Source organism: Simiduia litorea (assembly GCF_042853465.1).
In the GTDB taxonomy this organism is placed as follows: Bacteria; Pseudomonadota; Gammaproteobacteria; order Pseudomonadales; family Cellvibrionaceae; genus Simiduia; species Simiduia litorea.
The window spans coordinates 695,818-712,350 of sequence record NZ_AP031497.1 but is presented as its reverse complement, the minus strand read 5'-3'; the positions used below and the strand labels follow the sequence as shown (position 1 = coordinate 712,350).

At 49.7% G+C, this 16,533-nt stretch carries 16 protein-coding genes; 7 read left to right on the top strand and 9 right to left on the bottom strand.

The features are described 5' to 3' along the window. The first annotated feature begins 90 nt into the window (after window positions 1-90). Window positions 91-450 (top strand): HopJ type III effector protein, encoded by a 360-nt coding sequence (locus ACGHTT_RS03185; protein ID WP_390593450.1) that lies wholly within the window; start codon window positions 91-93, stop codon window positions 448-450. Here ACGHTT_RS03185 and ACGHTT_RS03180 read toward each other — a convergent pair. From ACGHTT_RS03180 to dinB, 3 genes are all read right to left on the bottom strand, one after another. Continuing rightward, window positions 447-1,253 (bottom strand): hypothetical protein, encoded by an 807-nt coding sequence (locus ACGHTT_RS03180; RefSeq protein WP_390593449.1) that lies wholly within the window; start codon window positions 1,251-1,253, stop codon window positions 447-449. The two genes, ACGHTT_RS03185 and ACGHTT_RS03180, sit on opposite strands and share 4 nt — an antisense overlap. 104 nt (window positions 1,254-1,357) lie before the next feature. Then, complete coding sequence (locus ACGHTT_RS03175) at window positions 1,358-2,236, bottom strand: DUF3445 domain-containing protein (protein ID WP_390593448.1); 879 nt, start codon at window positions 2,234-2,236, stop codon at window positions 1,358-1,360. Window positions 2,237-2,335: 99 nt separating this feature from the next. Continuing rightward, a complete protein-coding gene (gene dinB / locus ACGHTT_RS03170; protein WP_390593447.1) occupies window positions 2,336-3,403 on the bottom strand; it encodes a DNA polymerase IV in 1,068 nt (355 codons plus the stop codon). A gap of 507 nt (window positions 3,404-3,910) precedes the next feature. Here dinB and ACGHTT_RS03165 point away from each other — a divergent pair. Further along, window positions 3,911-4,750 (top strand): hypothetical protein, encoded by an 840-nt coding sequence (locus ACGHTT_RS03165; protein WP_390593446.1) that lies wholly within the window; start codon window positions 3,911-3,913, stop codon window positions 4,748-4,750. A 43-nt stretch (window positions 4,751-4,793) separates the two neighbouring features. Here ACGHTT_RS03165 and ACGHTT_RS03160 read toward each other — a convergent pair whose 3' ends face one another. Then, entirely contained in the window at window positions 4,794-5,675 is an 882-nt protein-coding gene (locus tag ACGHTT_RS03160) for a LysR family transcriptional regulator (RefSeq protein WP_390593445.1), read from the bottom strand. Between the two features lie 126 nt (window positions 5,676-5,801). On the opposite strand from ACGHTT_RS03160, the gene ACGHTT_RS03155 reads away from it, so the two are divergent. Both ACGHTT_RS03155 and ACGHTT_RS03150 read left to right on the top strand, forming a co-directional pair. Further along, window positions 5,802-6,992: an acyl-CoA dehydrogenase gene (locus ACGHTT_RS03155; protein ID WP_390593444.1), complete on the top strand. Its 1,191-nt coding sequence runs from the start codon at window positions 5,802-5,804 to the stop codon at window positions 6,990-6,992. A gap of 64 nt (window positions 6,993-7,056) precedes the next feature. Continuing rightward, entirely contained in the window at window positions 7,057-8,283 is a 1,227-nt protein-coding gene (locus ACGHTT_RS03150; RefSeq protein ID WP_390593443.1) for a CaiB/BaiF CoA transferase family protein, read from the top strand. Window positions 8,284-8,286: 3 nt separating this feature from the next. Here ACGHTT_RS03150 and ACGHTT_RS03145 read toward each other — a convergent pair whose 3' ends face one another. The 4 genes from ACGHTT_RS03145 to ACGHTT_RS03130 form a co-directional block, all read right to left on the bottom strand. Then, window positions 8,287-8,937, bottom strand: a complete 651-nt coding sequence (locus ACGHTT_RS03145; RefSeq protein ID WP_390593442.1) for a hypothetical protein — start codon at window positions 8,935-8,937, stop codon at window positions 8,287-8,289. Next, entirely contained in the window at window positions 8,934-9,593 is a 660-nt protein-coding gene (locus tag ACGHTT_RS03140) for a flagellar brake protein (RefSeq protein WP_390593441.1), read from the bottom strand. The genes ACGHTT_RS03145 and ACGHTT_RS03140 overlap by 4 nt, the downstream gene beginning before the upstream one ends. Window positions 9,594-9,706: 113 nt before the next feature. After that, window positions 9,707-12,892: an efflux RND transporter permease subunit gene (locus ACGHTT_RS03135; RefSeq protein ID WP_390593440.1), complete on the bottom strand. Its 3,186-nt coding sequence runs from the start codon at window positions 12,890-12,892 to the stop codon at window positions 9,707-9,709. Then, on the bottom strand, window positions 12,889-14,082 hold the full coding sequence (locus ACGHTT_RS03130; protein ID WP_390593439.1) for an efflux RND transporter periplasmic adaptor subunit: 1,194 nt from the start codon (window positions 14,080-14,082) through the stop codon (window positions 12,889-12,891). Before ACGHTT_RS03130 ends, ACGHTT_RS03135 begins: the two co-directional genes overlap by 4 nt. Window positions 14,083-14,277: 195 nt before the next feature. Here ACGHTT_RS03130 and glpE point away from each other — a divergent pair, with 195 nt between their 5' ends. Continuing rightward, window positions 14,278-14,595, top strand: a complete 318-nt coding sequence (glpE, locus tag ACGHTT_RS03125) for a thiosulfate sulfurtransferase GlpE (RefSeq protein ID WP_390593438.1) — start codon at window positions 14,278-14,280, stop codon at window positions 14,593-14,595. Between the two features lie 13 nt (window positions 14,596-14,608). Then, a complete protein-coding gene (locus ACGHTT_RS03120; RefSeq protein WP_390593437.1) occupies window positions 14,609-15,001 on the top strand; it encodes a ComEA family DNA-binding protein in 393 nt (130 codons plus the stop codon). An 8-nt stretch (window positions 15,002-15,009) separates the two neighbouring features. Here the strand turns inward: ACGHTT_RS03120 and ACGHTT_RS03115 are convergent, their stop codons facing one another. Next, the gene (locus tag ACGHTT_RS03115; protein ID WP_390593436.1) at window positions 15,010-15,705 is read right to left on the bottom strand and encodes a cyclic nucleotide-binding domain-containing protein; all 696 of its coding nucleotides are present in this window, start codon (window positions 15,703-15,705) and stop codon (window positions 15,010-15,012) included. A gap of 198 nt (window positions 15,706-15,903) precedes the next feature. On the opposite strand from ACGHTT_RS03115, the gene ACGHTT_RS03110 reads away from it, so the two are divergent. Continuing rightward, complete coding sequence (locus ACGHTT_RS03110) at window positions 15,904-16,428, top strand: hypothetical protein (RefSeq protein ID WP_390593435.1); 525 nt, start codon at window positions 15,904-15,906, stop codon at window positions 16,426-16,428. The last annotated feature ends 105 nt before the right edge of the window (window positions 16,429-16,533 follow it).

Genomic DNA, 16,533 nt, shown 5'->3' with positions numbered 1-16,533 from the left:
CTTATTGTGCCCCAAAGCACCCTCGTGAGTCACTAAAAGGACGTATTTAGCTTTAAAATCCGATCCCAACCCAAAAAATAAGAGATTCACGTGAACCTAGCCGATTTTTTAGACAAACTGCATGCATCGCCAGCAGATATTCAATTTTCAGAGGTTATGTCGCTCATCGAGCAACACTTTACCTACCTACCAAGCGGCTTTACCAACGCTGGCCAACGCAGCGAGGCGGGGCAAAACGAGGGCTCGTGTAAAATATTTGCCCTGGCAAAGCACCTAAAACTCTCAGATCAGGCCTGTCTGGCCTGTTTTGGCGACTTTTACCGTATCGACGTAGTGCAGAACCCTGCGGGAACCGACCACGCGAACATTCGTCAATGTCTCAAAACCGGATTAGCCAACATTAGCTTCGACCGACCGCCGCTGCAGCTTAAGGCTGGAACAGCCACTTAACGGCGCCGACGGATGCTGTCTGCAACCTTACCGCGCTCATCTAAGCGATTTAAAATGGCCGCCATCTCATCGGCTTGCGCCTTAATGCTTAAGGCCTTGGCTTCTTCGCGTTGGGTTTTCTGCTCAGCCAAAGCCGCCTTAATCCGGCGCTCGCGCGCGGCCGCACTTTCTTGTTTGGGTGCCGCTGCTGCAGCCTGCGCCGCACGAGCACTGGGCCCACGCTTGGCAGGTTTCTTTGGCGGGCTCTTGCGTTGCGATAATCGGCGCGCCTCAATGCCGGCCATCACAGCCTTCATTGCCGCGGCTTCGGTGGTGCTTTTGGACTCCCGCAAAGGGCCTTTCTTGGCCGACTCTTCCGCACTGGGCGCGGTGACCTTTGGCACCGCAACCGTCAATGAAGCTGTGCGCTTAGCCGTGGCCTCACGTCTATCGCTGATCCAGCCATCCACGTCATCTTCGGCATCTGCTTCTTGATCGATATGCAAGAGTTCGTCGTCTTTAGCCTTGGCAGGCGCTTGTGCAAGCCTAGCCGGCTGACGAGCAACCAACTTGATTGGCTCCGCATCTAAATCATCGATGGCATCGCGACTTAACTCGGCCAGTTCCTTAGCTGACTCCGCCTCTCCGTATTCGGCGACGGAAAAGGCACGGCCACCATCGGCCCGAATCAGGTCGAAAAATGCCCCCTCTACCCCTTCTTCGGCCTGAGCCTCTAAGAGCGCCCAATGAAAATCCAATTCGATACGGCAGCTGCCCACAAATGCCCGTCCAGTGGGGTTGTGTGTGGCGGAAAAAACGATCACGCAAATACCTCGGTTAAATAGCTAACTGACAAAGACGGAAATTATAGAGATCGTTAAAAAAAGCACTAGATTGACAAAGCAGAAAAGCCGCAGATTTCAGAAATTCAGAGTGAATTTATCCGTTGCAATAACCAAGTAGATAATGCTGGCTCTAGATGATGGAGAGATTTATACGCCTTTTCCTCTGCCGACATACTTTTTAATGCCGAATACAAGGATTGCAACACGGGTAAATCAGACGCTATCACAGCAATTGGCTCTATCGATACGCGAATAGTAAATGCAATTGCATTTGACTCAGGCAACCTGCGCAAGGTCTGTCGCTCGCCGCGCAAGTAACAGCATCTGGCAATATTTTCAGGCTCTGTTACTGCGATAGCTTCACTGTCACCCGGCTGGTAGAGTCTCGCATTGGTCACCACCGACCAATTACCTCGCCATACCGGTGCGCCTATTTTCAGTTTTTGAAAGAATCGATTGACGTTAGCGCCAAGCGCATCCTGATAGCCAGGAATTGGCGCATGGATTACGTCGAGATTTTTACCTATCTTTTCCAGCAAACGCCAATAGCTAGGCGCACACAAACTTGTCGCCGTAAGAAAATACTCTTCGCCATTTGGGCTTTCGAGCAGACAAAGATCTTCCTGCACTGCCCAAGATGCACGCAATAGCGTGTTTTCATCCTCCAAGCAATCGAGTTCTGTGTCGTTGAACGTGCAATAGAGGCCACTTTTTGAGGGACGGTAGAGGTTCGGGTATTTATTGACTAAATAGAGCGATAGCTCTTGTGCCATTTCGCGCTGCGCCGGAACGGATTCAGGCAAAGCCTGATAGACACGCTTTGCATCAGCGTCATACAGCGCTCGCTTTAAGGCAACTTGCTCGCTAATCAGATGGTCTTCGATTAACCAATCGGCCACATCGAGTTTGTGTAGCCCCATAGATAATAACTTGCTGTGATCTTGAAATGCGTAGTAGGACATCAAGAGCTTCCTAGGTTAAGCGAACAAACCACGGGTCGAATGTGGTACCTATATATAGAAGCATGAAGCGGCAGACGAAATCCAGCCAAGTTGGCGCGGCTACATATCGCTGTCGAACAAATCTAATTGGTGAGCCAATTCTAAATCTGCGTCGCTAAACCTTACCCCAACACCCAACAAGCGAACGGGCAGAGATTTACGCTCAAGCGCTTCTTTTAACAGGCTTGTGTAGGTTTCTAGATTCGGAGGCAGACCGCTCCGCTCTAGCGTAGTACTGGTAAAATCCGCGAATTTCACCTTAACCAAGCACTTGGACGGAACATAAGCTCTGTCTAACTTGGCTAAGCGGGCGAAAAGATCTTCCACTAAAGGAGGTAATTGGACACAACACTGATGAAAACTTTTCAAGTCAGCAGCGTAAGTATTTTCGACACTTAGCGACTTCCTCACTCGATCAGGGCTTACCAATCGATGATCGATACCGCGAGCCAACTGATAAAGGCGCGAGCCAAAGCTGCCGAATTGGGCGGTTAATTCCACCGCATTCCAATTCTGCAGGTCGGCGCAGGTTTCAATGCCAAGGTTCAACATTCTCGCCGCCGTTACCTTACCCACACCAAAAATTCGTTTGACGGGTAACTGGGCAACAAACTGATCGACTTGGTCCGGTCGAATAACGAACAGACCATCGGGCTTATGCCAATCACTGGCCACCTTAGCTAAAAATTTATTCGGCGCTACGCCGGCAGAGACCGTGATACCAACTTCACGCTGAATCTCGGCGCGAATAGCTTGGGCAATTCTCGTTGCACTACCTTGATAATGATCACACTGGCTAACATCGAGAAAAGCCTCGTCGAGAGACAATGGCTCAATCAGATCTGTAAATTTTGCAAATACCTGCCGCATCCGCTGAGAAGCATTTCGATAAGCATCAAATCTGTGTGGTAACAAGGTGAGATGAGGGCAAAGCCGCAACGCAGTTTTCGTTGCCATAGCTGAGTGCACCCCAAAAGCGCGCGCCGCATAATTGCAGGTAGAAATAACACCCCGCCGACGAGGATCGCCGCCCACGGCCACAGCCTTATTTTGTAAAGCGGGGTTATCGCGAACCTCTACGGCCGCATAAAAACAATCTGCATCAATGTGAATAATTTTTCGCTGCATGAGAACCCTTTCAATAACTGTAATTATATACAGTGCGCAGACGGAGGCAACGCCCGATTGTAAAAATTCCAGTCCCGCAACGACAGCAAAACCATTTATTGAGAATTAATTATAATTCGCCGTAAGACAAAATCAGGACGAACCCAAACGCCCAAAAAAAGACCTTCACAAGGCCCAATTGAAAACCTACAAACGGGTCAAAACTGTGCATTAACTCACAACGCTTACCCGCTAAAAAATGAATTTTTGGGGGGTAGTTTTCTGCTCTCCCGGTGGCCGGCAAAAAAAGCTCATTTTTACAAAAAAACGAAAATAATTACGGGCCGACACTCAGAACCCCCCTAATTTGGATTTTTTTTTGATTTTTATGCAAAAAAAATCGTTTTTCGTCAGATTTTTTTTGTAATTTGCTTGAATTTTCACCACAATTGCTTAACTTATACACGCCTAATATTTTTTAGCTAACAGCTGGCATCTATTCAACAAAAACAACCAAGGAAATACACCATGGCTGCACGTAAAACCAAAGCTGCTAACCCCGTTGCAGAACTGCAACAACAACTGGCCAAAGTTCAGGCCGAATTGAGCAAAGCGCGCGTTAAACAAGAAGCCGATGCTTCTAAAGAAATCGCCACTTTGACTAAAGCTGCCTCTAAAGCATCTGCCGATGCCAAAAAAGCAGCAACCGCTTTGGCTGCTGCCAAAAAGAAGAAGAAATCTGCCGCTACTGTTAAAGCTGTAGCCAAAGCCGCCGCTTCTGCCGCCGCTGCTAAAGATGCCGCTGCTGCTGCTAAAGCCGCTGTTGCTGATGCTAAAGCTGCGCTTAAGGCCATCAAAGCAGACAACAAAGTTGCTGCACAGTTAGACAAGGCCTATGCCAAGCAGCAAGCTGCTATCGCTAAGAAGAAAGCCGCTGCTGAGAAGAAAGCCGCTGCTAAAGCCAAAGCGAAAGCCAAGAAATCTGGCGCTAAAGCCAAAGTTGCTGCTAAAGCCGCTGCTGTCAAAGCCAAAGCTAAGGCCAAAGCTCAAAAAGCCAAAGAGAAAGCAAAAGCCAAGAAAGCTGCTGCCAAAGCCAAAGTAGCTGCTAAGAAAGCTGCTGCTAAAGAAAAAGCTAAGGCTAAGAAAGCCGCAGCTAAAGCCAAAGCAGCTGCTAAAAAAGCTGCCGCTAAAGAAAAAGCAAAAGCCAAAAAAGCCACTGCTAAAGCTAAGAAAGCAAAAGCGCCTAAAGCCCCTAAGGCTCCAAAAGCCCCTAAGGCACCAAAAGCTGCTAAGGCGCCAAAAGCTAAAAAAGCTAAAGCTCCAAAGAAAGCCGGCGCTAAGCGCGGTCGCAAGCCAAAGGCTGCTTAAGCCCTGATGTAGGTCAGGTGCTTCGCGCCTGACCTAACTCTCGCTAGTCCCCCCTCTGGATCTGCTCGACCAAAAAATCAGCAAATCGCTTATTCGCCACTGAAAGATAACTATCTTTACGCCATGCTATGCCCAAGCTAAGTGTTAATGGCTTATCAAATCCAATGGCTTTCAGTTTTGCCTCTTCTTTAACCACCCGCTCCAAGACAAAGCCAACCGCGCCTTTTGCCATCACCAGGCTTGTCATCAAGCGAAGAATATTTGTCTCCAGCACAATATTAGGCTTTACCTGCACCAGCTTACTCTGTTGGTCAACCAATTCACGCAAATAGTAGCCGGCGCCATAGAGTGCAAGCGGCTCGCGAGCAAACTGCTCAAAGGTAATCGTTTTTTGTTTAGCTAACGGATGTGAACTCGCCACACAAGCCACCACAGACTCAGTCACCAACGGGAAGGCTTCCAGCTCAGCAGGAAGATTTACCAGATTCACCATTGCCATATCAATCTCGCCGGCAATGAGCTGAGTTTGAGCGCGGCTCGTGCCCTCGCCCACAACCTGAAAGTTAATATGAGGGTAGCGTTGCCGGAAGGCGATTACTTGCTCGGGTAAATAATAGGACCCCAACATCGCCGATGTACCTAGGCGCACAGTACCGCGCTCGCCGCCACTCAACTCACGCATCTCTTGTTGGGTTTTCTGAAACTCTTCAACTAATTTACGCGCACGACTAAAGAGCACCTCGCCCTCTGCCGTTAACCGGGGCCTTCGCTCCGCTCGATCGAACAAGGTAAGCCCCAATTCATGTTCTAATTTTTGTACCGAGACACTAATAGCAGACTGCGCTATGTGGAGTTTTTCCGCGGCGCGGGTAAAGCTGCCACTTTCGACCACCTGAATGAACACCTTGAGCTGTCTAAGATCCACAGAACCACCTTAAATCTAATATTCAGATAATTATCATACAAATTATATATTTTATGTATGATTTTCTCGTTGCTATACTCATCTGCACAGATATTTCCCATAAACCTCAGCTACGGAACCTGCCAAATGAGCGCTCAAAATCACTGGTCAAAGCATTTCGATTGGACAGATCCTTTTCTTATGGATCTGCAACTTAGCGAAGAAGAGCGCATGGTGCGGGATACAGCGCGCCAATATGCGCAGGAAAAATTACAGCCACGGGTGCGGGACGCGTTCCGCAACGAATATACAGACCCTGCCATTTTCAGAGAAATGGGCGAACTCGGTCTGCTTGGTTCACCACTCGAAGGCTATGGCTGCCCCGGCGTGAGTTATGTGAGTTACGGGCTGATCGCGCGCGAAGTCGAACGCGTCGATTCAGGCTTTCGTTCTATGATGAGCGTGCAATCAAGCTTGGTTATGTACCCCATTTATGCCTACGGCTCGGAACAGCAAAAAGAAAAATACTTACCCAAACTCGCCTCTGGCGAATGGATCGGTTGCTTTGGCTTGACCGAACCCGACCACGGCTCTGACCCTGGCAGCATGATCACACGCGCGCGTAAAACGGCCGGCGGCTATAAACTAAGCGGCGCAAAAATGTGGATCACCAACTCCCCCATTGCCGACGTTTTCGTGGTGTGGGCCAAAGATGACGAAGGTATTATTCGCGGTTTCATTCTCGACAAGGGTATGAAAGGTTTAAGCGCGCCGAAAATTGAAGGCAAACTTGCCCTACGCGCGTCGGTAACTGGTGAAATCGTGATGGAAGATGTATTCGTTCCCGACGAAAATTTACTACCCAACGTTACTGGCCTGAAAGGCCCTTTCGGCTGTTTAAACAGTGCGCGTTTAGGCATTTCTTGGGGTGCGCTTGGCGCCGCCGAAGCTTGCTGGCATTCGGCCAGAGAATACACGCTGGAACGCAAGCAATTTAACCGTCCACTGGCGGCCAACCAGCTGATTCAAAAGAAACTGGCGATCATGCAGACCGATATCAGCCTAGCCCTACAAGGTTGTTTGCGTGCTGCGCAATTAAAAGACGCCGGCCAACTCGCGCCCGAGCTTATTTCATTACTGAAACGCAACTCTTGTGTGAAAGCATTGGAAATTGCACGCGAAGCGCGCGATATGCACGGCGGCAATGGTATTTCCGACGAGTACAGCGTGATGCGCCACATGGTTAACCTTGAAGTCGTTAACACCTACGAAGGTACGCAGGATGTGCATGCGTTAATTCTTGGCCGTGCGCAAACCGGCATTCAAGCATTTTATTGATTCGCGCCGCTCGCCATTGCATTGATGGCGAGCAAACTTTCCTGCATTAACGTCGAGCCCAACCATGAATACGCCACTCAATGGAATTCGCGTACTTGATCTCTCCCGCATTTTGGCTGGGCCTTGGGCCGGGCAATTATTAGCGGATTTAGGCGCCGATGTTATCAAGGTGGAAAATCCACAAGCCGGCGACGATACCCGGCAATGGGGCCCGCCGTATTTACAAGACTCCGGCAATAAAGACACCTCGGAGGCGGCGTATTTTTTGTCAGCCAATCGAGGCAAGCGTTCGATTGCGGTTGATATTAGCCATGCCGAAGGTCAAGCGCTGATTCAAACGTTAGCGACCCATGTGGACATTGTGATCGAAAACTACAAAGTCGACGGCTTGAAAAAATACGGTCTCGACTATGGCACGCTTAGCGCATTAAATCCGAAACTCATTTACTGCTCTATCACAGGCTTCGGCCAAACTGGGCCCTACCGTGCGCGCGCCGGTTATGATTTTATGATTCAAGGTATGGGCGGGCTGATGAGCATCACCGGTGAAGCCGATGGCAACCCGGGCGCCGGGCCACAAAAAGTGGGCGTTGCCGTGACCGATGTGTTCACTGGCCTTTACGCCACCATAGCCATTCAAGGCGCACTCATCGAGCGCCAACAATCGGGCCTTGGTCAACATATCGACATGGCGTTATTTGATGTGCAAGCGGCGGTATTGGCTAACCAGGCCTCTAACTATCTCGTCGGTGGCATCACGCCCCAACGCATGGGCAATGCGCACCCAAATATCGTGCCCTACCAAGCCTTTGCCAGCAACGATGGTCATATTATTTTGGCGGTTGGCAACGACAGCCAGTTTAAAAAGTTCTGTGAAGTCGCTGGCTGCCCAGAACTAGCCTTGGATCCACGCTTTGCGACTAACCCAAATCGAGTCGCCAATAGAGTAGTGTTGTGCGAGCAAATTGCAGCGCTCATTAAACAAAGAGGCAGCGATGATTGGTTAGCGGCACTTGAACAAAAAGGTGTGCCCTGCGGCCCTATCAACACCATCGACAAGGTGTTTAATGACCCGCAGCTCATTAACCGAGGTATGCGCATTCAAGTGGAACACCCCTTAGCTGGCACTGTAGAGCTTGCAGGCAACCCTATTCACTACAGCAGAAGCCAACTGAATCAATCGAAAGCACCGCCGCTATTAGGTGAGGACACTGAAACAGTATTACGCGATGTATTAGGCTTGTGCGCCGCGGACATTGATCAACTGACGCGTAAGAAAGTCGTCCGGTAAGTATTATTCTCGACGGATTATCAGCTCTGTACGGGTCGACTCCAAACTACTACCCGTACAGCTCGCTAGGTATTTAAGCAGGTTACCCGCGGCATCCGTGGCGTTAAAACGACGCACGAAGGTAAATTGTGTCACGGTTGTAGTGGTCTCAGGGTTGTTGTCAGTCTCTATTTCAGCCTGCTCAGTAACCGCTGTCGATTCGATATCATCGAGCCACGCCAATGCTTGCATCTGCGCAACATCAGCGCGCCACAACTCCCGGCAACGCTGATAAATAACTGGCTGTAAATCAGTTGCCGCAACATCCTCTATTGCCTCGTCTGCCGCCTCAGCAACCAGCGGCGTAAGCGACACTAAGCTCACACCATCAAACTTCTCAACGAAAGTTCGTCGATTCGCGTCGCGACAAATGACGGCAAAGATAGGGGCTTCTACGCTACTTTGGCCACGGTCTAACTCAGCTCGAATAACTTCAGCGCATCGCTCTTGCGCCAGTTGGTATTCGGCAACTTGGCGTAAATTTGCCCAGTATTGACTGTAACTTTTAGGTAACCACAAGCGCTTTAAATCTAGCGATGGCTCTGACTCCTGAGCCATTAGAAGGCCGGAATTAAGTAACGTGAAAAACAATAAAGCCTGCATTAATAATTTCATTGGGTGGCCAATAATGAATAAACGAAAGCATAGAGTAGTAGCCGCTGCGAATGCGGAACCTCGTCGAATTCTATTCCGTAAATAGCCGGAAACTCGGCCTCACTCTCGCGCGTACTTCTTTCGACGCGCGAGCGGATAATGGCAGGAAAATTGAATCTTTCCTCTAGGCGAGCGATAGTAACCGTGCCGGTTAACTCCATACTGCCACCGATATCACCGATAGACTCGGTTAATTCGATTCTGGCGCCCGATGTACTGATGTCAGTGATAACACCGGAAGTTTTTGCCGTGATTAACCCCGACAAGCTAGACGCTTCTATAGGCACGCGAATTTCTACCCGGGTGGCGCCTCGTATTTCTTTAAAGCTCAATTTTGTCGGATAGGTTAAAAACACCAGCGAGCGCGGCTGAGCAATGATTTGATCGATCACAGAGGCGAATGCCAATACGCCATTACCCGCCATGATAGTGACAAGAATTTTTTGCCCTGAACGTAAGGTCGAGGCCTTAGCAGCACGAGGGTGAGACAGTATCAAGACATCACCAGGGATACAGCCAATAATTTTACTGGCAAATTTAAACGGCGCGCCGCCAGCGCTCGCGCCCTCAAGCGCTAAGGGGTATCCGAAAGGTAATTTATAATCTTCAAATTTCATTGAGAGCCATTCTTAAGATCAACTAAGAGCCTCGAAACGACACCGAGCCCCTAGCTATATTAGCTTCAAACGCTGAAGTTTGCCGCATTCTCCCTAAGCGTTAGAAAAAGCCGCTATGCGTGAGTGTCTGCCGTTGTAATTGAGGGTTGCTTCCGCACTCGCCCACTGAACGCCACAAAAAGGTACTTTAACCGCGCTGGTACCAGCAACATAGCCGGTGTCACGAGCAACGTCAGCAAGGTTGAAAATACTAAGCCATAAACAATAGCACTCGCCAACGGCACCCAAAACGACGCGATGACCCCACCCATGACCACATGCCGACCAATTAGATCGACAGACATATTGATTGCAATCGGTAGCAAACCCAATACCGTCGTTGCCGTGGTTAAAAATACCGGGCGCAAACGTTGGGCGCAGGCAGATACGATGGCGTCGATAGGCAACATATCTGGATTCTTGGCGCGCACATAGTTATAGGTGTCGATCAGTACAATATTATTATTCACCACAATGCCGGCCAACGCGACAATGCCTACACCGGTGAGAATGACGCTAAAGGTGGACTGCGTAATCAGTAGGCCGAGCAGGACACCTGCAGTTGACATAACAACCGCTGACAAAATCAAGAAGGCTTGGTAGAAACTATTAAATTGCGTTACCAAAATGATAAACATTAAAAACAGTGCAAGCGAAAATGCAACACCTAAAAACTGCAGTGATTTAGCCTGCTCTTCATTGGTACCACGGAATGCGGCCTGCACCTCAGGGTCGAGCGGGTTATCTTTCAACCACGCTTGTATTAAGCTCACTTGCTGATCCACATTCTCACCGGCTTGCACATCCGCCTTTACGGTCATGAATTCAATGCCGTTATTGCGCTGAACTTTATCAACCTTGGGCTTAGCGATAGGGGTAACAAAACTACTCATCGGCACAGGGCCGTTAGCGGAAGTTACCCGCAGCGTATTGAGCACGCCAACACCACGGGCGTCCAAAGGAAAGCGCACGCGAATATCCACTTCGTCATCGGCATCGTCGGGCCGGTACTCGCTCACTTTAACGCCGCTGGTCACCAGTGACACCGCGTGGCCAACATCAATCATATTCACCCCCAACTGCGCAGCAACGGCTCGATCAACTTTCATCTCCCACTCAATACCAGGCAACGGACTGGTATCAACAACATCGCGCAAACCGGGAAACTCCTTTTCTAATCGGTCGCGCAGTTGCCGCGTCGCCACCATCAGTTTTTCGCTGTTAATGGACTCCAATTGTATTTGAATCGGCTTACCTTGGGTGGGGCCACCTTCAAAGGCATCCGCAGCAACTTTAACGCCGGGAATATCGGCTGTTTTCTCGCGAATTTCGCGAAACACGTCGTGACTGGAGCGACCCAGCGTTGCAGGATCGCGCAGCTCCACCAACATTGTGCCAATTTGATCCTTAGACGACTCGCGGTTACCCGCTTGGCTACTGGAGCCTGCACCTGTGGCGGTATAAACCACGTGTACGCCATCAATATTCATGACTCGCTGCTCGACCTCTGAAACCAACTCGTCCATTTCATAAACGGAAAAATTACCTTGCGCACGCACGGCTACGGTGCCGTATTTCTCCTCTGTCTCAGTAAAGAATTCAACACCTGCATTGAAAGCCCCATAGACGTTGAAAATAAGATAGAGCACCGCAAATGTACCTATCGCCATCAACACCGGCCAGCGCATAACTCGATGCAGTAATCGGGCATAGGCACCGGTTATACCGGACAGGGTTAAGGGCGATTCTCGCTCTAAGCTTTTTAAATAATCCTGCACTTTTTGCGACATTTTTGTTCGCCCCATAAGCGAACCCAACACCGGCGCAAAAAATAAGGCATAAATCAACGAGCCCACTAATACGGCAAATACCGTCACCGGTAAATAACGCATGAATTGGCCCGCTACGCCAGGCCAAAACATAATCGGTAAAAACGCCGCTAAGGTCGTCGCGGTCGACGCCACCACAGGCCAAAACATCCGCTTAACGGCAATTTCATAGGCCACTCGGCTGGTTAAGCCTTCCGCCATTTTTCTGTCGGCAAACTCAGTGATAACGATAGCACCATCAATCAGCATGCCCAGTGCCAGCAACATGCCGAACATCACCATAAAGTTAAAAGAAAAGCCAATCAGACTCACCACAATGGTGGCGAAAAGTAATGAAAAGGGAATGCCAAAACCGACTAAGGCGCCGGACCTAAAGCCCAAGGCCGCCACCACAATGATCATCACCAACGCCATGGCGGTAACAATATTGCCCTCCATTTCACTCACCATACTGCGGGTAAATTCTGACTGGTCTAAGACAAAGCCTAAACTTACACCGGGCGGTAATTCTGGCCGCGTTGCCTCCGCCAACGCGCGCACACCCTCGGCGACATCGGTGGAATTAGCACCGTTGCGCTTTTCTACTTCGATAGTCATGGCGCGCTTACCGTTGACGGTGGTGAAGCGACTAGCATCTTTAAAGGTTCGGCGAATATCTGTCACATCGCCCAAGGTAACAACGCCCTGTGCCGTTGATTTGATCGGAAGAGTGCGAACATCGGCCGCGGTTTCAATCAAACCCGGGACTTTAATGGAGAACCGACCTTTACCCGTATCCATCTCACCTGCGGGCACTAGGCGATTATTATTGACCACGGCATTGGCCAGTTCAGTGGCAGTAATTCGATAATGTTCCAACTGCGCTGGGTCGACAATCACTTCGACCATCTCTTCTCGATAACCCACTAAATTGGCATTTAATACCGTGGGCATATTTTCTATTTGTCGCTGTAATTTCTTTGCTGTGCGGTAGATCGAACGCTCGGACGCACCGTCGCCCGCCAAGGTTAGAACAATAGCCGGCATAGGCGTTGCTGCCAGTTCTTTTACCACAGGCTCTTCAGCGGCAGGCGGTAACTCGGCCTTAGCCCGATCCACCGCCACTCGCGTTTCCCGCAAAGCTCTATGAGGATCTTCATCAGCTTCAAACTTAACCAGTAAATAGGAAATAGATTCGCGCGATGTGGCGATAATTTCATCCACACCCTCTACCGTTCTAAGCTCCTTTTCCAGTGGCCGCACCAACAGTCGCGCGCCGTCCTCAGGCGACACGCCATCGAGATAAACTTGCACGAAGATATAAGGCACTTGAATATTTGGGTTGGCCTCCACTGTCATGGTGATACGAGCAAAAACACCCACCAACAATATCAACACTAAAATGGACAGCGTCGCGCGCGAGCGGCTCACGGCAGACTTCAATATGTTCATTCGGCAGCTCCAGCATCCAACACGGACAATGGCTGCTGCGCAGCTTCAGGTTGCGCACTATCGGACGCCGGCACGTCAGTTTTAGCCCCGTCCTCAGCAATTGCCGATGACCCATCTACTCGCTGATAGGTCACCTGCTCGCCCACCGCCACATATTCTTGCCCGACTGTAATCAACAGCGCCGTATCCGGTAAACCTGTCACCCAAACACCCTCAGCGCTATCCCCCACTATCTGAACATTGACAAACTGTACCCGCGACTGCTCATCGATAATTCGCACCCCCAACTTACCTGCGTCATCCAAGGTCAATAACGCGGGGGATAGCGATTGCGCGTTGAAACTCGCAAGTTGCGCCGTCAAGTTTGTGGTTAAACCACCGGGAATTTTCATTCCAGGGTTAGCGACAGAAACTTCGACCAGGAAAGAGCGGGTATGCTCCAATGCATCGCGGCTTATATAACGCACCTCGCCTTGGCGACTGGTACCCGCTAATTGCACCTGCGCTAAACTGCCGACCCGCAAGCCGGCAATTTCATTTTCAGATACCTGCCCAGCAACAACTAACGGATCGAGGTCAATCACGCTAGCGCACACATCACCGCGTTGCATAAACGTGCCGATCTCCACATGGCGACTATTTAAAATGCCATCAAAGGGCGCGCGGATTTTGGTATAAGCTAGCTCCAGCTCGTGCCGCTTTAACAGTGAGCGCGCCTGAGCCAATTGCGCCTCAGCGGCGGCAATGGCCGACTGAGATTGATAGCCTTGGACTTTTAAACGCTGTGAGCCGTCGAAATCGATTTGCGCTTTGCGTAAATTAACCTCAGCTTCCTGAACTTTAAGTGCCCGATCCTCTTCCGCTAGACGGCAAATAACATCGCCCTGCTTAACTGACGCACCTTCTTTAATAGGTAATGCTTCAACGCGACCGCTCACTTCCGCCTTCAACTGCACGGCTCGGTTTGGTTCAGTGCGCGCGCGAATAATCAGGCTAGGGCTGTACGTCTGCGCTTGAATTACTTGCGCTTGTACATTAGCAGGTGCACTCACATTCGGTGTGGCGCTTGCCGTAGTTTGCTCCGGTTCGCGGGCAATCAGCCCGGTTGACATCCAGACTAAAACCACAACACTAAAGATAATGGCCATACGATAGTTTTTGTGTGACCAAATTTCTTGCACGCGATTCATGGAAACCTACTCGTTCAATAGTAATTAATTGCGATAGACGCACTGACCAAAGGTAAATTGTACTGATCAGTATGATTCGGCATTCTAGCCCCTAAAAAGACTAAATTGAAATTTTAATACCACAGGGTAGCTATTCTCATGGCAATATGACGGCCTACCGAAACGCTAAACTCAACCTCCGAGGAGTGCATTTTTATGGCCGAGTTTAAACATCTACAATGCGAAGCGGCTTGGCAATTACTGCAGAATACCGAGGTCGTTATTGTCGACATCCGAGATGAGCAAAGCTACAAGGCTGGTCATATAAAACAGGCGATTCACCTCAACAACGAATCTGCAGCTGCTTTCATCGCCACTGCTGACAAAGACCTTGCCACTATAGTATGTTGCTATCATGGCAACGCCAGCCAAAGTGCCGCGCAATATTTAGCGTCGCAAGCTTTCACTCAGGTCTACAGCCTAGATGGTGGCTTTCAGCAATGGCAGCTGCAGTTTCCGGAATATTGTCAATAAAGAGGATGAGGCAATGAGCTTGCTTATATTAGTGCTACTCGCCGTGATTGCATTTTTACTCAGTCGGATTCGCTTTCTGCTCACCGCCTATGGCGATGACCTAGCGGACCTTCGCAAAGAAGTCGCAGCACTGCGGCAGGCAAAACCCAAACCCCTACCGGTTCAAGCACCAGCACCAACAACGGTGAAAAAAAGTATTTCGGCAGATGAAATCATCAAAGCCACAGACCGGATAAATATCAACAGCATTTCAAAAACTAGCTTGCAACGAATTCCCAGCATTGGCGCAACAGCGGCGCAGCGTGTTATCGATGCAAGACCCTATACGGATCTCAATCAATTAGACAGTGTGAAAGGTCTTACAAAAGCACAGCGGGACTCACTGAAAAGCTTGTTAACGGTATAAGCTGGCGACTAGCGAACCTTATCGACCAGCTCCGGCGAGGGCGCGGACTTACACCCCGCCCCCATGAATGGAGCACCAAACTCCTGATTCCATTTCAGTAGTAAACAAGCGAGCTCGCGTGCCTGTGCATGTATTGCACGCAACTCCTCAATACCACCTTTGGCCCCAGTGTATAGCTTCACCGAGCGATGCTTGGAGGCTAAAGCGCTTTCCGGATAGCGCATCCGATACACCTCTAACTTCCAGCGTAAACTATGGGTGCAATTTCTGAAGTAGGTCAGCTTCGTCTGTAAATTAATAACGCCAAAGTTTTCCAGCGCCCCGAAGGCTTTAAAATCGGTGCCGAATACCAGCACTTGTTTACAGTTGTGATCAGCAATGACCGTTGCGGAGCGCTCTTGCTCAACCAGCGCAGCAATATCGCCAAACACTTCACCGGGCGTTATGTAGTTGATGATTTGCTGGCCTTGACTGTCATTGGCAAAAACCGCGAGCTGCCCTTTCAATAAGAAGTATAACCAAGGATCTTTTTCACCTCGTCGCAACACCACCTCACCGGGTTTGAACTCGACTATCTGCGAATGCCTCAACAGCATATCAAATTGCTGAGGGTCCTCCGTTTTTACGGTTTTATAAAACGGGATAGGTGCGAGGAGCGCTTCTATGGTTGCACGAGGAAAACGCGCAAGTGGCTTAACTTCCATAAAACGCAAACCTATGTGGGGTCAAAGTCGATGTCGAGTGGCTATAACAAAAAGATGTAGAGTTAGTGCCAGTCAATCTGAGCAAGTCATCATTTTAGCCTATCAATCCACTATAGTTCATGGTGCTGTTAACATTTTGGAAACTCAAAAAAACCCGTAATTTCCGAGCTAAAATTCAACTTCAGTGAGGGCACCCTTATGCAACGCCTCTACTATTTAACGTCAACCTTGCAAGCGGCTGAGCAAATCACCTCAGATTTACTCAATCATGGCGTATTCAAACACCAACTTCACCTTGTCGCCAAAAATGACGGTGCGCTCGAGCAACATCATTTACCCACTGCCTCGCCCTTGGATACAACGGATATCCTGCCTGCTGGCGAGGGCGGGCTGTTAATAGGGCTCTTTGTCGGCGCCTGTGCTTGTGCTGGACTCTACGCTTATGGGCTGGATGCCAAAACCAATTGGATTGCCTATGTTGGATTGCTGGTGCTCTGCACGGGGCTTTTCACGTGGCTGGGCGGTTTTATCGGGATAGGCCTACAGCATTACAAGTTAGGCTTTTTTAAAAAAGAACTAGACGCTGGCAATATTCTGGTAATGGTCGACACCCCGTCCGAAAAGCGTCTGTCCGTAGAAAACCTCATGGCACACCATCCAGATGCGGTCGCGGCTGGTTCTGGCAGCACTTGGAACAACCCCCTTCATCCAGCCCACCTCTAAACCCGCTGTTTCGGCCCTCAAAGCGACTTTTGGGGGCCATTTACCTATTGAAGTAAAAACCAAACGCTGTAGAGTAAGCCTTTGGCATGATTACAAAAAACATGT